This window comes from Psychrobacter sp. AOP3-A1-26 (genome assembly GCF_052378235.1).
In the GTDB taxonomy this organism is placed as follows: Bacteria; Pseudomonadota; Gammaproteobacteria; order Pseudomonadales; family Moraxellaceae; genus Psychrobacter.
The window spans coordinates 1-18,054 of the sequence record NZ_JBQSXN010000026.1 but is presented as its reverse complement, the minus strand read 5'-3'; the positions used below and the strand labels follow the sequence as shown (position 1 = coordinate 18,054).

Below are 18,054 nucleotides of genomic sequence, written 5' to 3'. Positions count from 1 at the left end.
TTATATTTATGAGCAATGCATTTTATCGCTGATTGGGCTTACTTTACACCTGCTTGCAGCAAATCATGTACCGTAATAATCGCTTCCAAACGATTGTTTTCATCGATGATTAATAACTGACTGATACCATTTTCATTCATCACACTAAGAGCATCCGATGCGCGCATGGTTTTACTGATATGGCGTGGGTTGCTAACCATCAACTCATGCATGGGCGTTTGTAAATCGATACCTTTTTCTAACCCACGGCGCAGGTCACCATCTGTAAATACACCGACCACTCTTTGTTGGTCATCAATGACGACCGTCATACCCAAACGCCCAGCAGACATCGTAAATAAAGCCTCTTGCAAAGGTGCCTGATGATAGATAAGCGGTAAATTTTCTGAGCTGGTATGCATCAAGTCCTCCACTCGGGTCAACAGCTGACGACCTAGCGCCCCAGCAGGGTGCGACAATGCAAAATCTTCAGAAGTAAAATTACGCGCATGTACCAAAGCCACTGCTAGAGCATCTCCGAGCGCTAAGGTCGCCGTCGTGCTGGAAGTAGGAGCGAGATTAAGTGGGCACGCCTCCTGAGACTTGCCAAGCGTCAATATAATATCAGCTGCACGTGGTAGCATACCGCGCTTATCACGACTGATACTAATCAGCGGAATATTTAAGCGCTTAACCACTGGTAGTAGCATTTTTATCTCATCTGACTCGCCAGAGTTAGAAATAGCGAGCAACACATCACCTTTTACTAACATGCCTAAATCACCATGCCCTGCTTCGCCAGGGTGCATGAAAAAGGCGGGCGTGCCAGTAGAAGCAAATGTCGCCGCTATTTTACGACCAATTAAGCCTGACTTACCCATACCCGTGACCACAACTCGACCTTCACAAGCCAAAATAATATCGCACGCTTGCGCAAATCTATCATCTATTTGTTCAGTCAGTAATGCCAGCGCAGATATCTCAGTGTTGATCGCGTCGATGGCAGTGCCGATAAATTGCTCGTGGGTTATGTCAATTTGGGTATTACTCATGAATGCGCTCTATTTTTATAATGAATCAATAAGGTATTTTACTATATTATGACCAATATTAATAATAGCTAACCTTAATAATAACTGGGAAAACCTATAAAGATGCCCCTGTTAGTAATACCAATCATGACTTAGCCTTACAGTATTTAGAAGGATCGTCATTATTGACATCTAATTATGATTCGCCTTATACAAAAAAAACCCACTATAGAAGCAGGTCTTAATCGGATAAATCATGTCTCAATTAGTTACCTTCAATGAGGCACTCTACTATCAACTATCAACTATTTAACCATTATTGTCGTTAGAGTCATCATCTGGTTTGCCTTCAAAACCTGTGCCATCTGCTGGTGATTCAAAGCCACGATCTTGACCAAAGCCACCGCGCTCAAAGCCGCGTTCTTGACCCTGACCAAAGCTACCACGCTCAAAACCGCGCTCTTGACTCTGACCAAAACCACCGCGATTAAAACCACTACGATTCGCAAAGCCACGCTCTTCAAACCCACCAGCACTAGCAGGGTTGCCGCCGCGCTCAAAGCCACCACTCATTCCACCAGTCTGATAACCCGCTGGTGTTGCACCTTGAGGTTGAGCACTCGTACCTGTCGTAGTATTACTCCGTGGGTTGCGAGCCGGAACTACTGTTGAGATGGCATGTTTGTACACCATTTGACTGACTGTATTTTTAAGCAATACTACATACTGGTCAAATGACTCGATCTGACCTTGTAACTTTATACCATTAACCAAAAAGATAGAAACAGGAATGCGATCTTTGCGCAGCGAGTTCAAGAACGGATCTTGTAAAGTTTGTCCTTTTGACATGAAATCTCTCCTAAATATTATATAGTTATGTTTTGAGTGCCAATTATTCTAAGTGTTGCATTAATTATAATGGCTAAAGGCAGATACAATAATAATTTTTATTTATAAAACGTATCTAAATAAATACTAAATTTTCTTAAGTAATTCTACTTTATCGCGAATACATTGTTATTGTGAAAAATTAAGTAACTGGTTGTTTCAGTAGTTATTTTTATAAATAAAAAACCAATCGACAACTTCAATTAATAGCTATGAAAATGCAATTGTATCGGTACCAAACTCAACATTCGAGTAGATATAAATTATAACATTTATTACCATAATACTTTGAAACTTATTGTCATTACTTTTTCATATCTTTATAAAGTTTAACACACCTGTCATACAACGGTTTTAATATAGATATTCTCTTACCTGCGCCATCGTTGTAAAGGCTTTTATCGTTACATTATTATCTACAGAAGCATTCGTAGCACTGCCCAAATCAGACGCCAGTGCCACCCCTGATGACGCATTAGGCAGTTGTATGACCTTGCGCAACCACGTGTACTGACGCTTGGCCAACTGTCTTGTCGCATATAATGCCTTATTTTGCATTTGCTGACAAGCAAGCGCCTCCGTCTGACTATCGACCTTTGATAAATGTGCCTGAGTCATCTCATTTTGATCGGTTATCCCTTGTTTTACTTTCTCAGTGTTTGATACCTTAGTTTCAGCAAAAGCCTCATAAAACTGCGCTTTGTCCAAATGCGATTGTTCAAATACAGGGTGATTAATATGGACTAGATACTCCAATACTTGCCGATAGCCAACACAGCGCATCGAAGGCAAATTGGGTGTCAAAGGATAACGCTCAAGCAAACCGATGACTTCATAAACCAAACCCTCTGCCCACATGATATCTAGACGCTGCTCGATACGCTCATGTAGCCATGGACGATCTGGCATCACCGACAATGCATGCCATTGCTGGTTTGGATTATGGGCCAGTGCTTGTTTGGGCTTTTGTTGCCAGTCACTGAGTGGAATATCTGTTTGTAGATATACTTCTATAGCTCGGGTAATACGCTGGGTATCAGAGGCCTTAAGGCGCTGATGGCTAATCGGATCTATCTTACCAAGGTACTCATATAGCGCGCTAATACCCTCATCTTGGCGCCACTGCTCGACACGCGCACGGACAGCATCATCGCTATCAGGAATCGGGGACAGTCCGTCAAGCAATGCCATGTAATACATCATGGTGCCGCCGACCAGCAATGGTATTTTGCTATTTTTATGGCAATCATCGATCAGGCGTGCCACATCACTGACAAACTCAGCGACACTATAGCTTTGCATCGGATCAATGATATCGACTAAATGATGGGGATAGCGTGCCAGCTCAGTAGCCGTTGGTTTCGCTGTGCCGATGTTCATCTCACGATATACCAAAGCTGAATCTACTGAAATCAGCTCATAGCGCCCGCTATCATAAAGCTCATAGGCCAGTGCAGTTTTGCCACTTGCCGTTGGTGCCATCAAACACACCACACTATTATCCGCCAAATTGGCACCCAAGCGGTGAGACAAGCTATCAGACGAAAGACGCATACGATTGCCTTAAAAAGTTACAGAATTAATATTTACGGTATGAATCGTTGGAATAGAAATTGGCTATATAGAAACTGATGGATTATTTGTATGGGATCAGACTTTTTATATTCTGTTACTCAGGTGCAGATGATAGTAGCAATGCTACTAATTGACTGCTATCTATGGTTTTAAGGGCGTGTTTACTGAGTAATTCTTTGAGGTCTACGGTAAACGCTCGAAAATCTTGCACAGACATTTGCGCGCCTAAAGTAGCAAGGTGTTGGTTGATATCAGCAGTACTACTGAATAAACCTTTCTTTTCAAATACACTTTCTTTAAATGTATCGGACTCATATAGCAAACTTACTTTGGATTGCCAATCCTCTGCGCCAATAAGAAAATACTGCTTTTGACTATAAAATAACAGCCAAGGCAGCGTCTTGTAGTCAATACCTTTTATCAAAGAAGGCGCAATTGCTATATTATTTAAGTCAGTAATAATATCCAAGCAATGCGGTAAAGCATCATATCTTATCGATATTTGATCAGAACTATTTACGGTATTTCTGAGCGCTGCATCTGTGGCACTTTCTGCTAACTGATAAGACTGCTTAGGGGCTTTTACCTGCCTGTTTTCTTGTTTATTTTGATAAGGTATTGCAGTATTTTTATAATTTTTCTTAACCACCCTATTATCTGTAGCATCTAAGACTTCGTTACTTATTAAGGTATTTTTTTCTATTATTTGCTTACTCTGCTTATCATTGATAGCAGCCTGCTCTGTCGCAGCGATGTTTTTAAGCTTTGATTGAATCGCATGATTTAAATGCGCCATGATGTTGTTAAGTGAGGTGATTTTAATGCGCTGTTTGGACGGATGCACATTGATATTCAGCCATTCAGTAGGCAGCTCAAAATAAAGTGCATAACCAATGCCTGCTAACTGTGCAGCTTGTGCAAGTTGGCGTAGCTGGTTGCTAATCAAGGCCTCTTTCACCAACCTACCATTTACGTAGATTAATTTTGGCACGGTATGCTGTGAACCAGTTATAGGCCATAACCAGCCATCAACCCCTGCTTGCTTGTTAACGCTATGATTAGTGTACTTGCTAGACTGGTGCATTAAACTACTGAGATCAATGGCTATTTTTAGCGCGTTATCTTTTAGCGGTATACCAGTTGCTTGCTCAAGGCGCGATAATGGCAGACGATTGGCCGTATCATTGCCATTTCCGCTCGCACTTGAAGATACTGATCTTGATGATAATGACAGACGTTTCTTATTATCATGAAAAAGCGTCAGCGCCACATCAGCGCGCGCTAAAGCCACTTCACGTACTATCGTCTCAATATGACCAAATTCAGTTGCTATAGATTTCAAATTACCGCGCCGCGCTGGCACATTAAAATATAAGTCTTTAACCGTAATTGTCGTACCGCGTTGATGCACGACAGGTATGAGCTTTGGCACGTCATCCAACACACCAGCGACCTGCAGCTGACGACCAACACCACTATTATCATGACTGCTGGTCAAGGTTAAACGTGACACCGCAGCCGTCGCTGCCAATGCTTCTCCGCGAAAACCCAACGTCGTAATGCCATGTAAGTTCGCCACATCAGCGACTTTACTAGTGGCATGTCGGGTAATTGCCATCACCATATCATCGGCATGAATACCCACACCATTGTCTATCACTTCAATCATGCTCATACCACCTTGGGTAATATGTATCTCAATATTGGTGGCATTGGCATCAATAGCATTCTCTAGCAGCTCTTTAACCACAGCGGCTGGACGCGTGACTACCTCACCGGCTGCTAATTGGTTGATTAGCAGTGGCGATAGTTTTTTGATACGAGTGTTGGAATCATTGTCAGGCATTAATAGATATCATATTTTAAGCAATAAGAGGTTTGACTGTGGTTAAAGCTAAATTTTTATCGCTGACAGATCTAATCCTTGCGCCTGTCCTGCTTTCGATAGCCTTAGCTCAACTTGGCGGCGCTCTTTTTCATTACTATTTGCGCTGTCACTTTGAGTCATATCAATAAACAATGTCGGCGGCGGTAAATAGCTGTCCGCACGACTCGCCCATTCGATAATAACCAGCGCATTTGGCTCATCTAGATATTCATCAAAACCGATAAAGGATAACTCTTCTGGATCTTGCAAACGATATAAATCAGCATGATAGACTGGCTTGGTTGTGCCGTCATCTTGCTTGATATTATAAGGCTCTACCAAGGTATAAGTTGGGCTTTTCACTGCCCCTTTATGACCCAGCGCTTGTAACCAGTAACGAGTCAAAGTCGTTTTACCTGCTCCTAGATCTCCTGCCAACCACACACTACCTGTCAGCGGTAAAGCCGCCAATTGCGCAGCCAATACTTGCGTATCTTTTTCAGAATAAAGGGTGATAACGATTGAGCTTTTATCATCAGCAGAATTTTCATTAGCTTTCGACATCAGGCTGTACCTGCCGGCACTTGCATAGTGACAGTTGGATTAACAAAGCTCTCACCACGAATCAGTTTTGCATATAGCTCAGGATCATGCCATTCCGCACTGACTTGTTCGCTAAATTCAAACTCTTCTAAAACCAACTTACCCATTTGCTCATTGGCCACATCATCAGCAAAGCATTGAGCATAACCAGTGGCAGTTTCGTGTGCAATCACCGAGTAGACACTGACATCAGATTCGCCATTTTGCATTTGGGTTTGTTTTAAAATTTCTTGCGCCCAAAAGAAAATGACTCTCGAGAACTGCTCTGCCGATGGCGAGACTGGTAAACTTATCCAGCGCGCACTGAATTTTTTGCAGGCAGCAATATACTCAGGATCGTCTTTACTCCAAAAACAAATCGCATGATCGAAGCTATCGATAATATCTTTAATCGAAGATTTTAATAAACCAAAGTCATAGACCATCTGCCCATGATCTAAGCGTTTGGCTTCAAGAATCAGCTCAATCTGATAACTGTGACCATGGATAGAATGCTTGCAGCGCTCAGAGCTACAATTACGCACAATATGCGCATTTTCAAATTTAAAAAGTTTACGGATACGCATAATAATCAACCAAAACAGTAAGCATTACTGTACTAAATATTAATATAATAAAAGTTTGCCGCGGCTACTTATCGGCTTGTCGCTCATTATAGCAAATCGCCATGTATCCGTAAGTAAGCACTTATTAATACCGTGATTGATTAAGCGAATCAATCAGACCGATTTACAAAAGAGCTTTTAAAAGTAGTCTAAACTAAAAACACGCTTAGCTAAAAGTGAGATTACTTAAAAATGGAAGCACTTAAAAACAATATTGATACTAAACGTAGGTGAATTGTGCGGGCGCTATCTATTACTAGGTCTTGAGCCTATACTCGTTGCAGTACGCACCATTTGCGACATAAGCTCTATCCTAACCTTTAAGTCTATTTATTTTGGCTCTAAAGGCATTACGGCTTATCTCAAGAGGAAAAAACCATGAGCAAAAGTCAAGACAGTAAAAAGAACGTAAAAAAGAAACCGCTATTAACGGCAAAAGAGAAAAAAGCGGCTAAACAAGCCAAGAAAGATGACAATGGCAGTATCTTAGGCAAACATTAATATTAAGTGCATCGGTATTCTGATTGACGCTACGCTAATTGAAAAATGCCAATCGAACCTCATGGTTTGATTGGCATTTTCTATGCTAGGCGCTGTTTTTATACTAGGCACTGCGCGGTGCAAACATGATAATCGCCATACCTAGCAGCGCAACGACAGAACCCAATATATCCCAAGTGGTTGGGCGTGTACCATTTACCGTCCATAACCATAAAATAGCCATGGTGATATAAACACCGCCATAAGCTGCGTAGACTCGACCGGCAGCGGTTGGATGTAAGGATAATAACCAGACAAAAGCGACCAAACTTAACGCCCCAGGGATAAGTAGCCAAATAGACTTACCTTCTCGTAACCACAGATACGGCAAATAACAGCCTGCAATTTCAGCCAACGCTGTGACCGCAAAAAGCCCCACTGTTTTTAATTCAGTCAAAACCCACTACTCCTCGATCGTGATAAATCCCGTCAAATACTGCACTGCGTTACCAGAAATAAGCACTCTATCTGATTTAACCACACAATCCAACACCCCGCCGCGTTTTGAGGCTTGATAAGCAAGCAATTTACTTTTATCTAAACGCTCTGCCCATAATGGCGCAAGTCCTGTATGCGCTGAGCCCGTGACTGGATCCTCGTCACCACCATTGGCTGGCCAAAAATAGCGTGAAATAAAATCATAGTTTTTATAGTCGACAGATTTAGTCTGACAAGTCACCACCACATCTAAAGGCGCAAGCTTTTTAAGCTGTTCGTTATCACGCTCAACCGTCAATACATCAGACTCCGAATCATAAACCACAAAATATGCTTGAGCATTACGGTAAACCTCAACAGGCGCAGCAATGGAAAGACCTGCTAATAAACTATCAGGAATATCGTCCACTTTTTCAGGCATCCTATTTGGGAAGTCCATTTGTATTTTGCCTGTATCTGTTTGGACGATAGTCAAAATACCCACCGCTTTGGCTGAAAATCTAATACAGTTTACAGTCGGATTTTTCTTAAATAGCACAAACGCCGATGCCAAGGTTGCGTGTCCACAAAAATCAATCTCTGTCAGCGGTGAAAACCAGCGTATGTGATATATCCCTTTATCATCAGCTACGATAAAGGCTGTTTCAGATAAGTTATTCTCAAAAGCAATAGACTGCATTAACGTTGCATCAAGCCAGCTATCGGTGATAATAACGGCTGCAGAATTGCCTTTAAAAACCGTATCAGTAAAAGCATCGATGACATTGATTTCTAGTTGCATAACTTTCTCTTTTTTTATTGATGTAGTTGATTCACTTTAAGACTGATACGAGTGCTGCCAACCTATCGCTTTTATTTAGAACTGCCTATAGATAGTGTGTTGTGCAGCTTTATAACCAACGTCTAACTCTTGATACATATGCTCGATATTTATCGCTAAATTTCTGCGTCATCATCCGTTCTTCTGGTTGAATCTGAAAGCGGGTCATATAAACCATAAAGATTGGTATTAAAATAAATGCCAAAAAATGAGATAAATATAGCGCCCAACCTAACAAAATAAGCGTCAACCCTAGATACATGGGGTTACGAGTATATTGGTAAATACCACTAGTCACTAAGCTAGTTGCCTTGTCAATTTCTTTTGGACTGGGAGTAGTTTGGGCTTTTCTAAATTGAGTCACACCCATAATCCCACTACTTAATCCTATGACTCCCAAACCAACGGCTAATCCAGTTGAGCCAGTGAGCGTGAACTTCAAAGCAGGCACAATTTTAGAGACACCAAACATCGCAGCAGCAGTAATAACGAATTGTGCTGGTGGTGGTATTTTTAGCTCTAGAGAATTCATAAGGTCACCGTATGGGTATATAGATACATCGTTTTGGCGTCATTCATTGTATCCGTTAACCTATAGCCATACAATATGGGCTTTTATTTCATATAAGTCAGAAAAAATATTAAAAGGCAGGCTATGAAGCAAATTTTGATGTTGTTATTCGTAGTATCAGGCGGGATGGCATTGGCTGTGGAAGCAGCTTTTTTAGGTCCTTTAGGGGAAACTATCGGACAGCTATCAGCGTCTTTATCCATATTTTTAATCGGCGTGCTGGTTTTTAGTTTGGCGATGGCCATACTAATGATAATGGGTCGGCGCAATTATTTATCCTCGCTACCCAAACAACCAAAATGGTTACTAACCGGTGGTCTTGTCGGCTTTATTTATACCATTATCCTTACTATCACTACGCCTTTGGTCGGTGTTGGAACGACGATGGTCGGTATTTTATGCGGTCAAATCAGCGCCAGTTTAGTGATTGATCATTTCGGGTTACTAGGAAGCGCTCGCCGCGCCATCGACCGCTATCGTCTTGGGGCATTGGGATTAATTTTAGTGGCACTTTGGCTGATTTATTGATAACGAGGACGGTTCAAAAGATGACGATATTAAGGAAAATACCATGCTATTAACTCTTGCCTTCCCTTTGTTATTGCTGGGCGGCATGGCAATTGCCGCGCAATCCTCCATCAATGGGTCGCTTAGCGTCCGTACCGATGTGGTCACAACAGCATGGCTTGCCAACGTGGTCGCGGCGATTATTTTATGGTTTTTAGTGATCTTCTTTGAGCAACCACAGGCAGAAACGATGCTTAGTGTACCGCCATGGCAATTATCAGGCGCGTTATTCGGTACGTTTTCGATGGTGGCTATCGTAATTGGCGTGCCACGAATCGGTACGGCGGCAACCATTGTGGCCGTCATCGCTGGGCAAATCATTATGGGACTTTTGGTTGACCACTTTGGTTGGTTTGGTAATTCGCAGATAGTATTAGATTATAAACGCGTAGCAGCTATCGCCCTACTCGCTGGCGCGCTGTATTTGATTTATTTGAGTAATGTGCGTGGGCGGATTATGAGTTAGTGAGAGAAATCAATAAAAACGACATAGAATTAATGCCTATAATGCCAACTGCCGCTGACAGCATAGGGCTTTTCAAAGATTGAAATAAATCATAGCAACCGTAAGTACAAGTCCACTAATGGCAGTAATTATTGCTGCTACGTTTACTTTTATCTCTATGTTAGTTGAGATTTTCATGGTGTTAATCCATTCAAACGACTCAACCGGTTGAATCATTGAAGATTCGCATTTATATACCGCGCTGCCACGCGGTTGGGCTTACTTTTACTAGTATTGGAACAAAGCTTAAAAATATACACAAATTCCACCGCAACTCAGCTTATTAACATAGTATTAATTATCCTATCTTAATGGCGAGTATTGCAATTAACCTACCTATCATCTACCTAACTTTATCACTCTTTAACTATTATCGGCATTGCTTGCTCTAACCCTTCATCGACCTCCATAGGAGCCGTCAAAAAAGTCAAATACACTTGATATTGCTCAAGCACATCATCAATCACTTGCTGCTTAGTCAGCCCCATCAAATCATAACCACCCGAACCCGTTTGTGTCGTTACTTCTAGTCGATAATATACATCCGTATCAGCGGCCATCTTACCGCTAAAGGTCGGCGACGGCGTTTCGACCATAGACACCTGATAATAAAAATCATCCATAGCAGCCGTCGAAACTCGTAGCAACGGCCCCGATGCAGCGATGATGTTAGTATTGCCAACAAAGTTAGTCGCATCAGCCGCATTGCTTTCATGGTCGGCATTGAGTCGCTCGACATCATAGCCTTGGCGATGGAACTCATTGGCCACATCATCGAGTGCTGGTCGTACGATTCGCTCAAGGAATTTGATAGACTCGCGCTTAGAGGGATAGGTCAGCATTTGTCCTAAACGCTGCGTCCATGAGCGTTCGGGTATATGCCCGCCACTGGGCGCGATAGACGGACGACGTAACACCGTACCTTCGCGTTCGGCCTGCTCTATTTTTAAGGCTTTATAAAAAGAGAACATCACCAGATAAACGATCACCGTCACCGGCAGTGCAAAAATAAGCGTCGCATACTCCATGGTGATGACTCCGCCCGCTATCAGCATGGATATGGTCAACACCGCCGTCAGTACTGCCCAAAATATACGCAGCCATTTGGGACCATCTTCGCTTGGGTCTGGAATAGAGGCAGAGAAATTTGACATGACCATTGCCCCTGAGTTGGCGCTGGTAATATAAAATAGCAATCCCGAAAACGTCGCTAATATGACTAAGATAGACGCGCCAGGGAACATCTCAAGCAAAGCATACCAACCTTGCTCTGGGCTTTGAATTGCAAGCTCAGCAAAGGCGGTATTACCTTGCAATACTTGATAGAGTGCTGAGTTGCCAAAGAAAGAAACGATAATAAAGTCACATAATACCGGTACAGTAATCGCCGCGATAACGAACTCGCGTAGTGTACGGCCACGCGAAATACGCGCCAAAAACACCCCGACAAAGGGCCCCCACGCCAGCCAAAATGCCCAGAAGAATAATGTCCAGCCGCCCATCCATTCGCTACTACCAGGCACATACGCAAAGGTTTTAAAAATACGCGCAGGTAAAGTAACGAAGAATTGACCTAAGTTTTCCACCAGTGCATTTAATAAAAATGCGGTCTCGCCTGCGATGAGAATAAACGCCATCATCGCCACCGCACTCCAAAGGTTCAACTCAGATATCCAGCGAATACCACGGTCAACGCCTGAGCTAGTGGCCGCAATCGTTAAGATGACTGCACCGATTACCAGCGCTATCTGTAGCGTGAGCCCTTCCTCTAACCCAAAAATCTTAGAAAAACCCACGTTTAGCAATACCACGCCGATACCCATGGTGGTCGCGACACCAAATACCGTCCCTACTAACGCTAAGATACTAATGCCATGACCGATAGGCCCATTGACGCGCTTACCAAATAAAGGATACAGCGCTGCCCGAATAGACAACGGCATGTCCCAGCGGTAAGCAAAATACCCCATCGCCATACCAAGTAAAGAGTATACGGCCCAGCCAGCGATGCCGTAATGAAACATCGTCCAAACCACCGCGTTTTGCATTGCCTCAGCGGTTGCGCCATCCCCTGATGGTGGGGTCAAATACTGCACCACAGGACCAGTCACTGAGAAGAATAACAAGTCAATGCCGACGCCAGCCGCAAAGAGCATCGCCGCCCAAGTGCCAAGCTTATATTGCGGGCGCGACTCATCAGGCCCAAGGCGAATACTGCCCGCTTTAGACAGTGCTACCCAAAGCACAAAGCCAATCACCATCACCATAGTAATGACGTAGTACCAGCCAAGGTTGGTGGCAATCCAATCAACCACCGCTTTCATTGTCGTACTTGCGCCATCGGGCATAATAATTGCCCAGATTGAAAAGGCGGCAATCACAATCGATGAGATAATCAGCACGCTCCAATTGACATGGGTGACGGCATTTTCTGATAGCTCTTGTGCGCCTTTTTTTAAATCACTGCGCGATATAGGCGCATCGTCTTCAAGATAAGTCTTAGACTGGCGCTCTGAGCCGCCAAACTGACTGCGCTCAAATGGCGTTTGGGTACGTTCGATTTGCTCGTTTGGCTGAGAGTTTTTGGCTAACTTATCATCTGATGGATCTATGGTCATAGGCGCATTCCTTGCATGCAACTGACACCCAGTAAGCAAATATGCTTCTAGATGCTGTTATAGTTTTGAAAAGTAGATTATGTCTACCCTAAGCCAATTGATAGTAGTGATACAGTATCAATTACTTAATAGTTTAGTAGCGTCAGTGAATGCTCTGTACATAAATGGGTGAGATAATTTTTAATACTTGAAATTTGTGCTGAATTTTAACTTTTGGCAGCTTTTATGAATAAGTTCAGAGCTAAAATTAAGGGCTGATGACTGAATCGTTAACTCCGATAGCTTGGATTAAAAAAGTAAATCTAAAAATTACGGCTCACACTTTACCTTTTTAAACTCAAATGTCAGGGGCGCAGTTTCTTTTGCCACCAATATATCGCTCGCAGATAAAAATAAAACCCCATCGCTATTGTCGAAGTCGTCACCAGTACACGTGTAGTGACTATAAAAATCAATATTGATGGCAAAAACTTGAATCATCACGTCGCTATACTTTGAGATGTTGCCCGCAGCAATGAGATTCATACTCACGACAATCACAAAAGCGCTGCCTGAGAACATTTTCTTACCCAAAGGCTGACGGTTATTTATCGCCGTTTTATTTATTGCGGTTTTATTGGCGTACCTGATATAAAAGTATAAGCCGATAGCTATAAGATAGCTGCCGAGTAATGCCATGATGGCGTATTTAAAAAATATAATGCCTGTCAACACACTAGTAGTCAGCGCCAAATTACTGGGATCAACCAAAAATATGCGATTAACCTCTCCAATGGCCCAAAGATAAGCGCGGGCACTGATTAAGGCGATTAGTAAATAAAGAACGATTTGACCCCAGATGCTGGTCTTTAAATAGAGATAAACGATATTTTTAATCGATACCATAATGAGCATGATAAATAAAACGGCAGCGATTAACAGGACAAGACTATAAGACACATAAAGCGGCAAATCCAGCGCGAAACTTAATACCAAGGCACTACCAATAATAAGAAGTATGATAGAGAATTTGGCAAAAAGCCGCGTGGTTTGAATCAACCATTCTCTAACAGAGTCTACAGTAACCTTTGGGGTGTCCGCTGGTTGTTTCTCATCAGTACTCATGGATATGGTTTTCTCGTATATAAGCTGTCATGACGACTAAGGCAATATCTCAGGCGTAATATAGTCGGTCAAATCAATGGTGGCTATTTTCTCATCCCACTCTGGTTCAGTGGGATGCGGCAAGCCGTATAAAATATTGAGCGGCTTAGGATAAGTGGTCGTAAAAGTATCGACAAATCCTTTGGCAGTATACCCACAAGGTACGATGATAATATCTGGCGATTTTTTTAGTACGAGGGTGAGTCTGCGCGCAAAGTCTTTAAAAATATCAGTTTGCGCAAGAAGGGTTGGTGCATACTGCTCGGCATTTTTGATGTCTTGTGCTAGATGTTGTTTAATACCGACAATATTATTAACCTGTGCTTGCGCCTCATCGTCAAGATCACACGGATAAAAGGCGGGATTCATCGGTAAATGCGAACAGTTAAGGATGCCAAGCGGCTGATAGTGTAGCGCTTTTATATTACAGCCAACTGGCAATTGGGTATCAAAATCATGCACATAACCTTGAGACTTTAACAATTGGGTCAGCTCAAGTGCCGACTCGCCTGCAGCTGGATGTCCATGAATGTATTCATTGATATGCGGCGATTCCAAAACCATCAAGACTTTGAGATTGCTAGGTTCAACCATCAAGTCGCCAACGTTGTACTTGGAAAGAGGCATTAATATTCCTTCTATTTATTTTTTAAGGCTAAAAAAACACCATACCAAGCACGCGCTTAATATGGTGTTTGTTATTGCAACCACCGATTCAAAAAAGACTGGTGATTGCGTTTAAATAGTAAACTCAAGCGCTCTATCACCGTCTGCATCTTTGATACGCGTTGGCAAACCAATCTTATTCAACAGATTGATAAGTGGTTTGGCATCCAGCTCTTCGACGTTGACCATTGTGCCTGTATCCCACTCACCCGTAGCGACTAGCATCGCCGCCGCAACGGGTGGCACGCCAGCGGTATAAGAGATACCTTGGCTACCCATGGCTTCATAAGCTTCTTTATGGTCGGAGATATTATAGATAAACACCTCGGTATCGACACCGTTGATTTTACCTTTAACCTTATCACCGATGCACGTATTGCCAGTATAATTTGGTGCAAGCGAGCTTGGATCTGGTAGCACTGCCTTGACGACTTTTAGCGGAATGACTTCTTGTCCTTCGGCAGTCATCACAGGCTGCTCAGATAATAACCCTAAGCTCTGTAATACGGTAAAGACGTTAATATAATGCTCACCAAAGCCCATCCAAAAACGGATATTAGGTACGTCTAGGTTTGCCGATAACGAATGAATTTCATCGTGACCGCTCAAATAGCTGTTTTGCACACCAACGACAGGCAAGTCATCGGTACGCTTGACTTCAAACATCTTATTCGACTGCCACTTGCTGTCTTGCCAAGAATAAACAGTCCCCGTGAATTCACGGAAATTAATCTCAGGATCAAAGTTGGTCGCGAAGTACTTACCATGGCTGCCAGCATTGATATCAATAATATCAATATCCGTCACTGAGCCTTTATCCATCATGTCATAGCCAAGACGCGCATAAGCGTTAACCATACCGGGGTCAAATCCTGCGCCTAAAATAGCAGTGATATTATTGTCGGCGCAGCGCTGTTTGCGCTTCCACTCATAGTTGTCATACCATGGCGGTGTCTCACAAATCTTGCGTGGGTCTTCATGAATGGCGGTATCAATATAAGCGACGCCAGTCTCGATACAAGCTTCTAACACACTCATATTAAGGAAAGGTGAACCAACATTAATGATGATTTGGATACCAGTTTCTTTTATGAGTGCGATGAGTGCTGGAATATCGAGGGCATCGATTTGATGGGTATGCAAAGTAGCAGGCTGCTTAAAGCTGCCTTTTTCTACGACACTCTGAGCGATAGCATCGCATTTATCTTGCGTACGTGAGGCAATATGAATCTCGCCAAGGACGTCATTATGCATTGCACATTTATGCGCGACTACTTGAGCCACGCCGCCTGCACCAATGATCAATACGTCTTTTTTAGTTGGATTTTTATCTGATTTGGTTTGTTGTGTAGTCAATGCCACAATCCTCCTTTGTGTCCCTGTCGATACCATCGATAATGGCGAGTCAAAACAGAAACGAGTGAATGATGTACGTGAATTAAAAAGGAAGACCGAGGAAAACCCACGCACCCGTCGGGCAAAGCACCATTTGATTATTGGCTTTTGCCCGTGGCAATTATAACAATTTTTGCTACCTTTTCGGCAAAAATTAATGATAAAGAGAAATCCAACTTTATTTATCAAAAATTATCGTATTAATATTAAGACCAAAATTAAGACAAGCTTGCCTTATAATCCTGATAATCAAACTCGCGTTGAATATCGATACTGCCATCCAGACGACGAATGACAATCGCTGGCATATTGACGCCATTAAACCAATTTTTCTTTACCATGGTATAACCAGCGGCATTGCCAAACGCAATCTTATCGCCTACTTTCAATTTATTTGGCAAAGCATATTCACCAAAGATATCACCCGCCAAACAAGAACGACCGTAAATAATGCTGTTGCCTGACATATCGGTTGTTTCATCAATATTCATAGGTAAGATATTAATCAATTCTTCATTAATAGCAGTAATGGGCGCAGATTCGCGATAAATCAGCAAATCGAGCATGTGCGCTTCGATAGAAGCATCGACGACAGCGAGGTTTTTTTCGTTATGCATGGTATCTAATACAGTCGTTACCAACGTGCCAGCACCATGGATACTCGCCTCACCCGGCTCAAGATAAACTTGTACACCGTACTTTTCGCTGAAATCCTTTAATCTGTCAGCAAGCTTTTCTAATGGATAATCAGGGGCGATAAAATGGATACCACCGCCCAAGCTGACCCAGTCAAGCTGTACTAAAACATCGCCAAACCTATCTTCAATATCAGCCAAGCTCTCACTAAATGCTTCAAAACTATCATTTTCACAATTGTTATGAATCATCACCCCAGTAATATCAGCGAGCACTGCTGCAATTTTGTCTTTATCATGCTCACCAAGACGGCTAAAAGGACGGGCAGGATCAGCGATAATAAACGACGAGTTGCTGGTTTTAGGGTTTAAGCGTAGCCCTACTGGTATGTTTTGCGCTTTAGCTTGGTCTTTAAAAGCATTTAATTGCGAAATAGAATTAAAGATAATCTTATCCGCATAACTGAGCACTTCAGGGATTTCATCGCTACTATACGCCACGCTATAAGCATGAGTTTCTTTTTTATTATCGCTATTTTTGCCTTTACCAAAAGTCTCATAGCCCAAACGCACTTCATTTAATGAAGATGAGGTCGTGCCATGCAGATAAGGCTGCATAACATCAAACACACCCCACGTGGCAAAGCATTTTAGCGCCAGCAATGCCCTAGCACCTGATAACTCACACAGTCGAGCGATAATCTGCATATTGGCCACAATCGCCGTCTCATCTAGTAAATAATAAGGCGTTGATGGCAGTTTTACATGGGTGGTTTGTACGGAGGTTTTTGTATTCATAAGAATCACCTAGTAGCTGAACATTGGCATCATGACAGAGATAAATATTTGCGCTATAGTAGACTAAATTTATTATAATTAGAATATCCTATGTCATTATCAACCGACTATTCCACCTCTAGTAGCCAAGCCAATCTGTCTCAACTGGACCCAAATAATAATATTGATTTGATTCATCTCGATCCTGATGCACGTGCGGTGTTAGACTTTTGGTTTGATAAAGACAATGAGCAATATTGGTTTATCCAGAATGATGAATTTGATCAAAAAATAAAGGATAAATTTGGCAAAACATGGCAAGCAGCCAAGCGAGGTGAGTGTGTCACGTGGCGAATGACAGAAGTAACAACGGATAACAATAGCTCAGTCACGGTACTGGCTGGACGATTGTCAGAAATCATCGTTTTGGATCAATTCTCGCGTAATCTATGCCGTGAGCAAGCCTGTGCTTTTGCGCAAGACGGTATGGCATTGGTATTGGCACAAGAGGCTATTGATCAACCGTATTTTGATACGCTGCCGATGGACTGGCGTAAGTTTATCATTATGCCATTCATGCATTCCGAATCAGCGATGATTCATCAGCGCTACCTACCGCTATTTGAGCAACTAAATGATGCGAATACTTTAGATTTTGAACATCGTCATAAAGACATTATCGAACAATTCGGACGCTACCCACATCGTAATGCTGCGTTAGATCGCGAGTCAACAGTTGAAGAAGAAGCGTTTTTGCAGCAGCCAAACTCGTCGTTTTAAACGCTGTTAACCATACTAGACACTTTTTATTTAGTAAATCATTAAATTTAA

Annotated in this window: 18 protein-coding genes; 4 read left to right on the top strand and 14 right to left on the bottom strand. The window is 42.5% G+C overall.

The genetic code is table 11. From position 1 onward, the window contains the following. Positions 1 to 38: 38 nt before the first annotated feature. From ACT3TU_RS06405 to ACT3TU_RS06380, 6 genes are all read right to left on the bottom strand, one after another. Positions 39 to 1,031, bottom strand: coding sequence for a KpsF/GutQ family sugar-phosphate isomerase (locus ACT3TU_RS06405; RefSeq protein WP_192523554.1), 993 nt, complete (start codon positions 1,029 to 1,031; stop codon positions 39 to 41). Positions 1,032 to 1,319: 288 nt separating this feature from the next. After that, positions 1,320 to 1,859, bottom strand: coding sequence for an RNA chaperone Hfq (gene hfq, locus ACT3TU_RS06400; RefSeq protein WP_192523555.1), 540 nt, complete (start codon positions 1,857 to 1,859; stop codon positions 1,320 to 1,322). Positions 1,860 to 2,252: 393 nt separating this feature from the next. Continuing rightward, positions 2,253 to 3,452 carry a tRNA (adenosine(37)-N6)-dimethylallyltransferase MiaA gene (miaA, locus tag ACT3TU_RS06395; RefSeq protein WP_192523556.1) on the bottom strand — a complete coding sequence of 400 codons (1,200 nt, stop codon included), beginning with the start codon at positions 3,450 to 3,452 and terminating at the stop codon, positions 2,253 to 2,255. 115 nt (positions 3,453 to 3,567) lie between these two features. Further along, positions 3,568 to 5,319 carry a DNA mismatch repair endonuclease MutL gene (gene mutL, locus ACT3TU_RS06390; RefSeq protein ID WP_192523557.1) on the bottom strand — a complete coding sequence of 584 codons (1,752 nt, stop codon included), beginning with the start codon at positions 5,317 to 5,319 and terminating at the stop codon, positions 3,568 to 3,570. A 48-nt stretch (positions 5,320 to 5,367) separates the two neighbouring features. Then, positions 5,368 to 5,904 carry a tRNA (adenosine(37)-N6)-threonylcarbamoyltransferase complex ATPase subunit type 1 TsaE gene (gene tsaE / locus ACT3TU_RS06385; RefSeq protein ID WP_192523558.1) on the bottom strand — a complete coding sequence of 179 codons (537 nt, stop codon included), beginning with the start codon at positions 5,902 to 5,904 and terminating at the stop codon, positions 5,368 to 5,370. Beyond that, positions 5,904 to 6,509, bottom strand: coding sequence for a 6-pyruvoyl trahydropterin synthase family protein (locus ACT3TU_RS06380; RefSeq protein WP_192523559.1), 606 nt, complete (start codon positions 6,507 to 6,509; stop codon positions 5,904 to 5,906). Before ACT3TU_RS06380 ends, tsaE begins: the two co-directional genes overlap by 1 nt. A 417-nt stretch (positions 6,510 to 6,926) precedes the next feature. Between ACT3TU_RS06380 and ACT3TU_RS06375 the strand changes: the two genes are divergently transcribed. Continuing rightward, positions 6,927 to 7,049: a hypothetical protein gene (locus ACT3TU_RS06375; protein ID WP_263972259.1), complete on the top strand. Its 123-nt coding sequence runs from the start codon at positions 6,927 to 6,929 to the stop codon at positions 7,047 to 7,049. 103 nt (positions 7,050 to 7,152) lie between these two features. Here the strand turns inward: ACT3TU_RS06375 and ACT3TU_RS06370 are convergent, their stop codons facing one another. The 3 genes from ACT3TU_RS06370 to ACT3TU_RS06360 form a co-directional block, all read right to left on the bottom strand. Next, complete coding sequence (locus ACT3TU_RS06370) at positions 7,153 to 7,485, bottom strand: YnfA family protein (protein ID WP_192523560.1); 333 nt, start codon at positions 7,483 to 7,485, stop codon at positions 7,153 to 7,155. Between the two features lie 6 nt (positions 7,486 to 7,491). Next, positions 7,492 to 8,307, bottom strand: a complete 816-nt coding sequence (locus tag ACT3TU_RS06365) for a PhzF family phenazine biosynthesis protein (protein WP_192523561.1) — start codon at positions 8,305 to 8,307, stop codon at positions 7,492 to 7,494. 109 nt (positions 8,308 to 8,416) lie between these two features. Beyond that, complete coding sequence (locus tag ACT3TU_RS06360) at positions 8,417 to 8,878, bottom strand: methyltransferase family protein (RefSeq protein ID WP_192523562.1); 462 nt, start codon at positions 8,876 to 8,878, stop codon at positions 8,417 to 8,419. Positions 8,879 to 9,001: 123 nt separating this feature from the next. Between ACT3TU_RS06360 and ACT3TU_RS06355 the strand changes: the two genes are divergently transcribed. Continuing rightward, a complete protein-coding gene (locus tag ACT3TU_RS06355; RefSeq protein ID WP_192523563.1) occupies positions 9,002 to 9,445 on the top strand; it encodes a DMT family transporter in 444 nt (147 codons plus the stop codon). Between the two features lie 43 nt (positions 9,446 to 9,488). After that, positions 9,489 to 9,950 carry a DMT family transporter gene (locus ACT3TU_RS06350; RefSeq protein WP_192523564.1) on the top strand — a complete coding sequence of 154 codons (462 nt, stop codon included), beginning with the start codon at positions 9,489 to 9,491 and terminating at the stop codon, positions 9,948 to 9,950. Positions 9,951 to 10,345: 395 nt separating this feature from the next. On the opposite strand, the gene betT is transcribed toward ACT3TU_RS06350, so the two are convergent. The 5 genes from betT to nspC form a co-directional block, all read right to left on the bottom strand. Beyond that, positions 10,346 to 12,607, bottom strand: coding sequence for a choline BCCT transporter BetT (gene betT / locus ACT3TU_RS06345; RefSeq protein ID WP_444784180.1), 2,262 nt, complete (start codon positions 12,605 to 12,607; stop codon positions 10,346 to 10,348). A 309-nt stretch (positions 12,608 to 12,916) separates the two neighbouring features. Then, positions 12,917 to 13,711, bottom strand: coding sequence for a hypothetical protein (locus tag ACT3TU_RS06340; RefSeq protein ID WP_192523566.1), 795 nt, complete (start codon positions 13,709 to 13,711; stop codon positions 12,917 to 12,919). A gap of 36 nt (positions 13,712 to 13,747) precedes the next feature. Next, positions 13,748 to 14,377: a hypothetical protein gene (locus ACT3TU_RS06335; RefSeq protein WP_192523567.1), complete on the bottom strand. Its 630-nt coding sequence runs from the start codon at positions 14,375 to 14,377 to the stop codon at positions 13,748 to 13,750. Between the two features lie 111 nt (positions 14,378 to 14,488). Then, on the bottom strand, positions 14,489 to 15,772 hold the full coding sequence (locus ACT3TU_RS06330; RefSeq protein ID WP_192523577.1) for a saccharopine dehydrogenase family protein: 1,284 nt from the start codon (positions 15,770 to 15,772) through the stop codon (positions 14,489 to 14,491). Between the two features lie 257 nt (positions 15,773 to 16,029). Beyond that, complete coding sequence (gene nspC / locus ACT3TU_RS06325) at positions 16,030 to 17,244, bottom strand: carboxynorspermidine decarboxylase (protein ID WP_192523568.1); 1,215 nt, start codon at positions 17,242 to 17,244, stop codon at positions 16,030 to 16,032. 90 nt (positions 17,245 to 17,334) lie between these two features. Between nspC and ACT3TU_RS06320 the strand changes: the two genes are divergently transcribed. Continuing rightward, positions 17,335 to 18,003, top strand: a complete 669-nt coding sequence (locus tag ACT3TU_RS06320; RefSeq protein ID WP_192523569.1) for a DUF924 family protein — start codon at positions 17,335 to 17,337, stop codon at positions 18,001 to 18,003. Positions 18,004 to 18,054 lie beyond the last annotated feature (51 nt).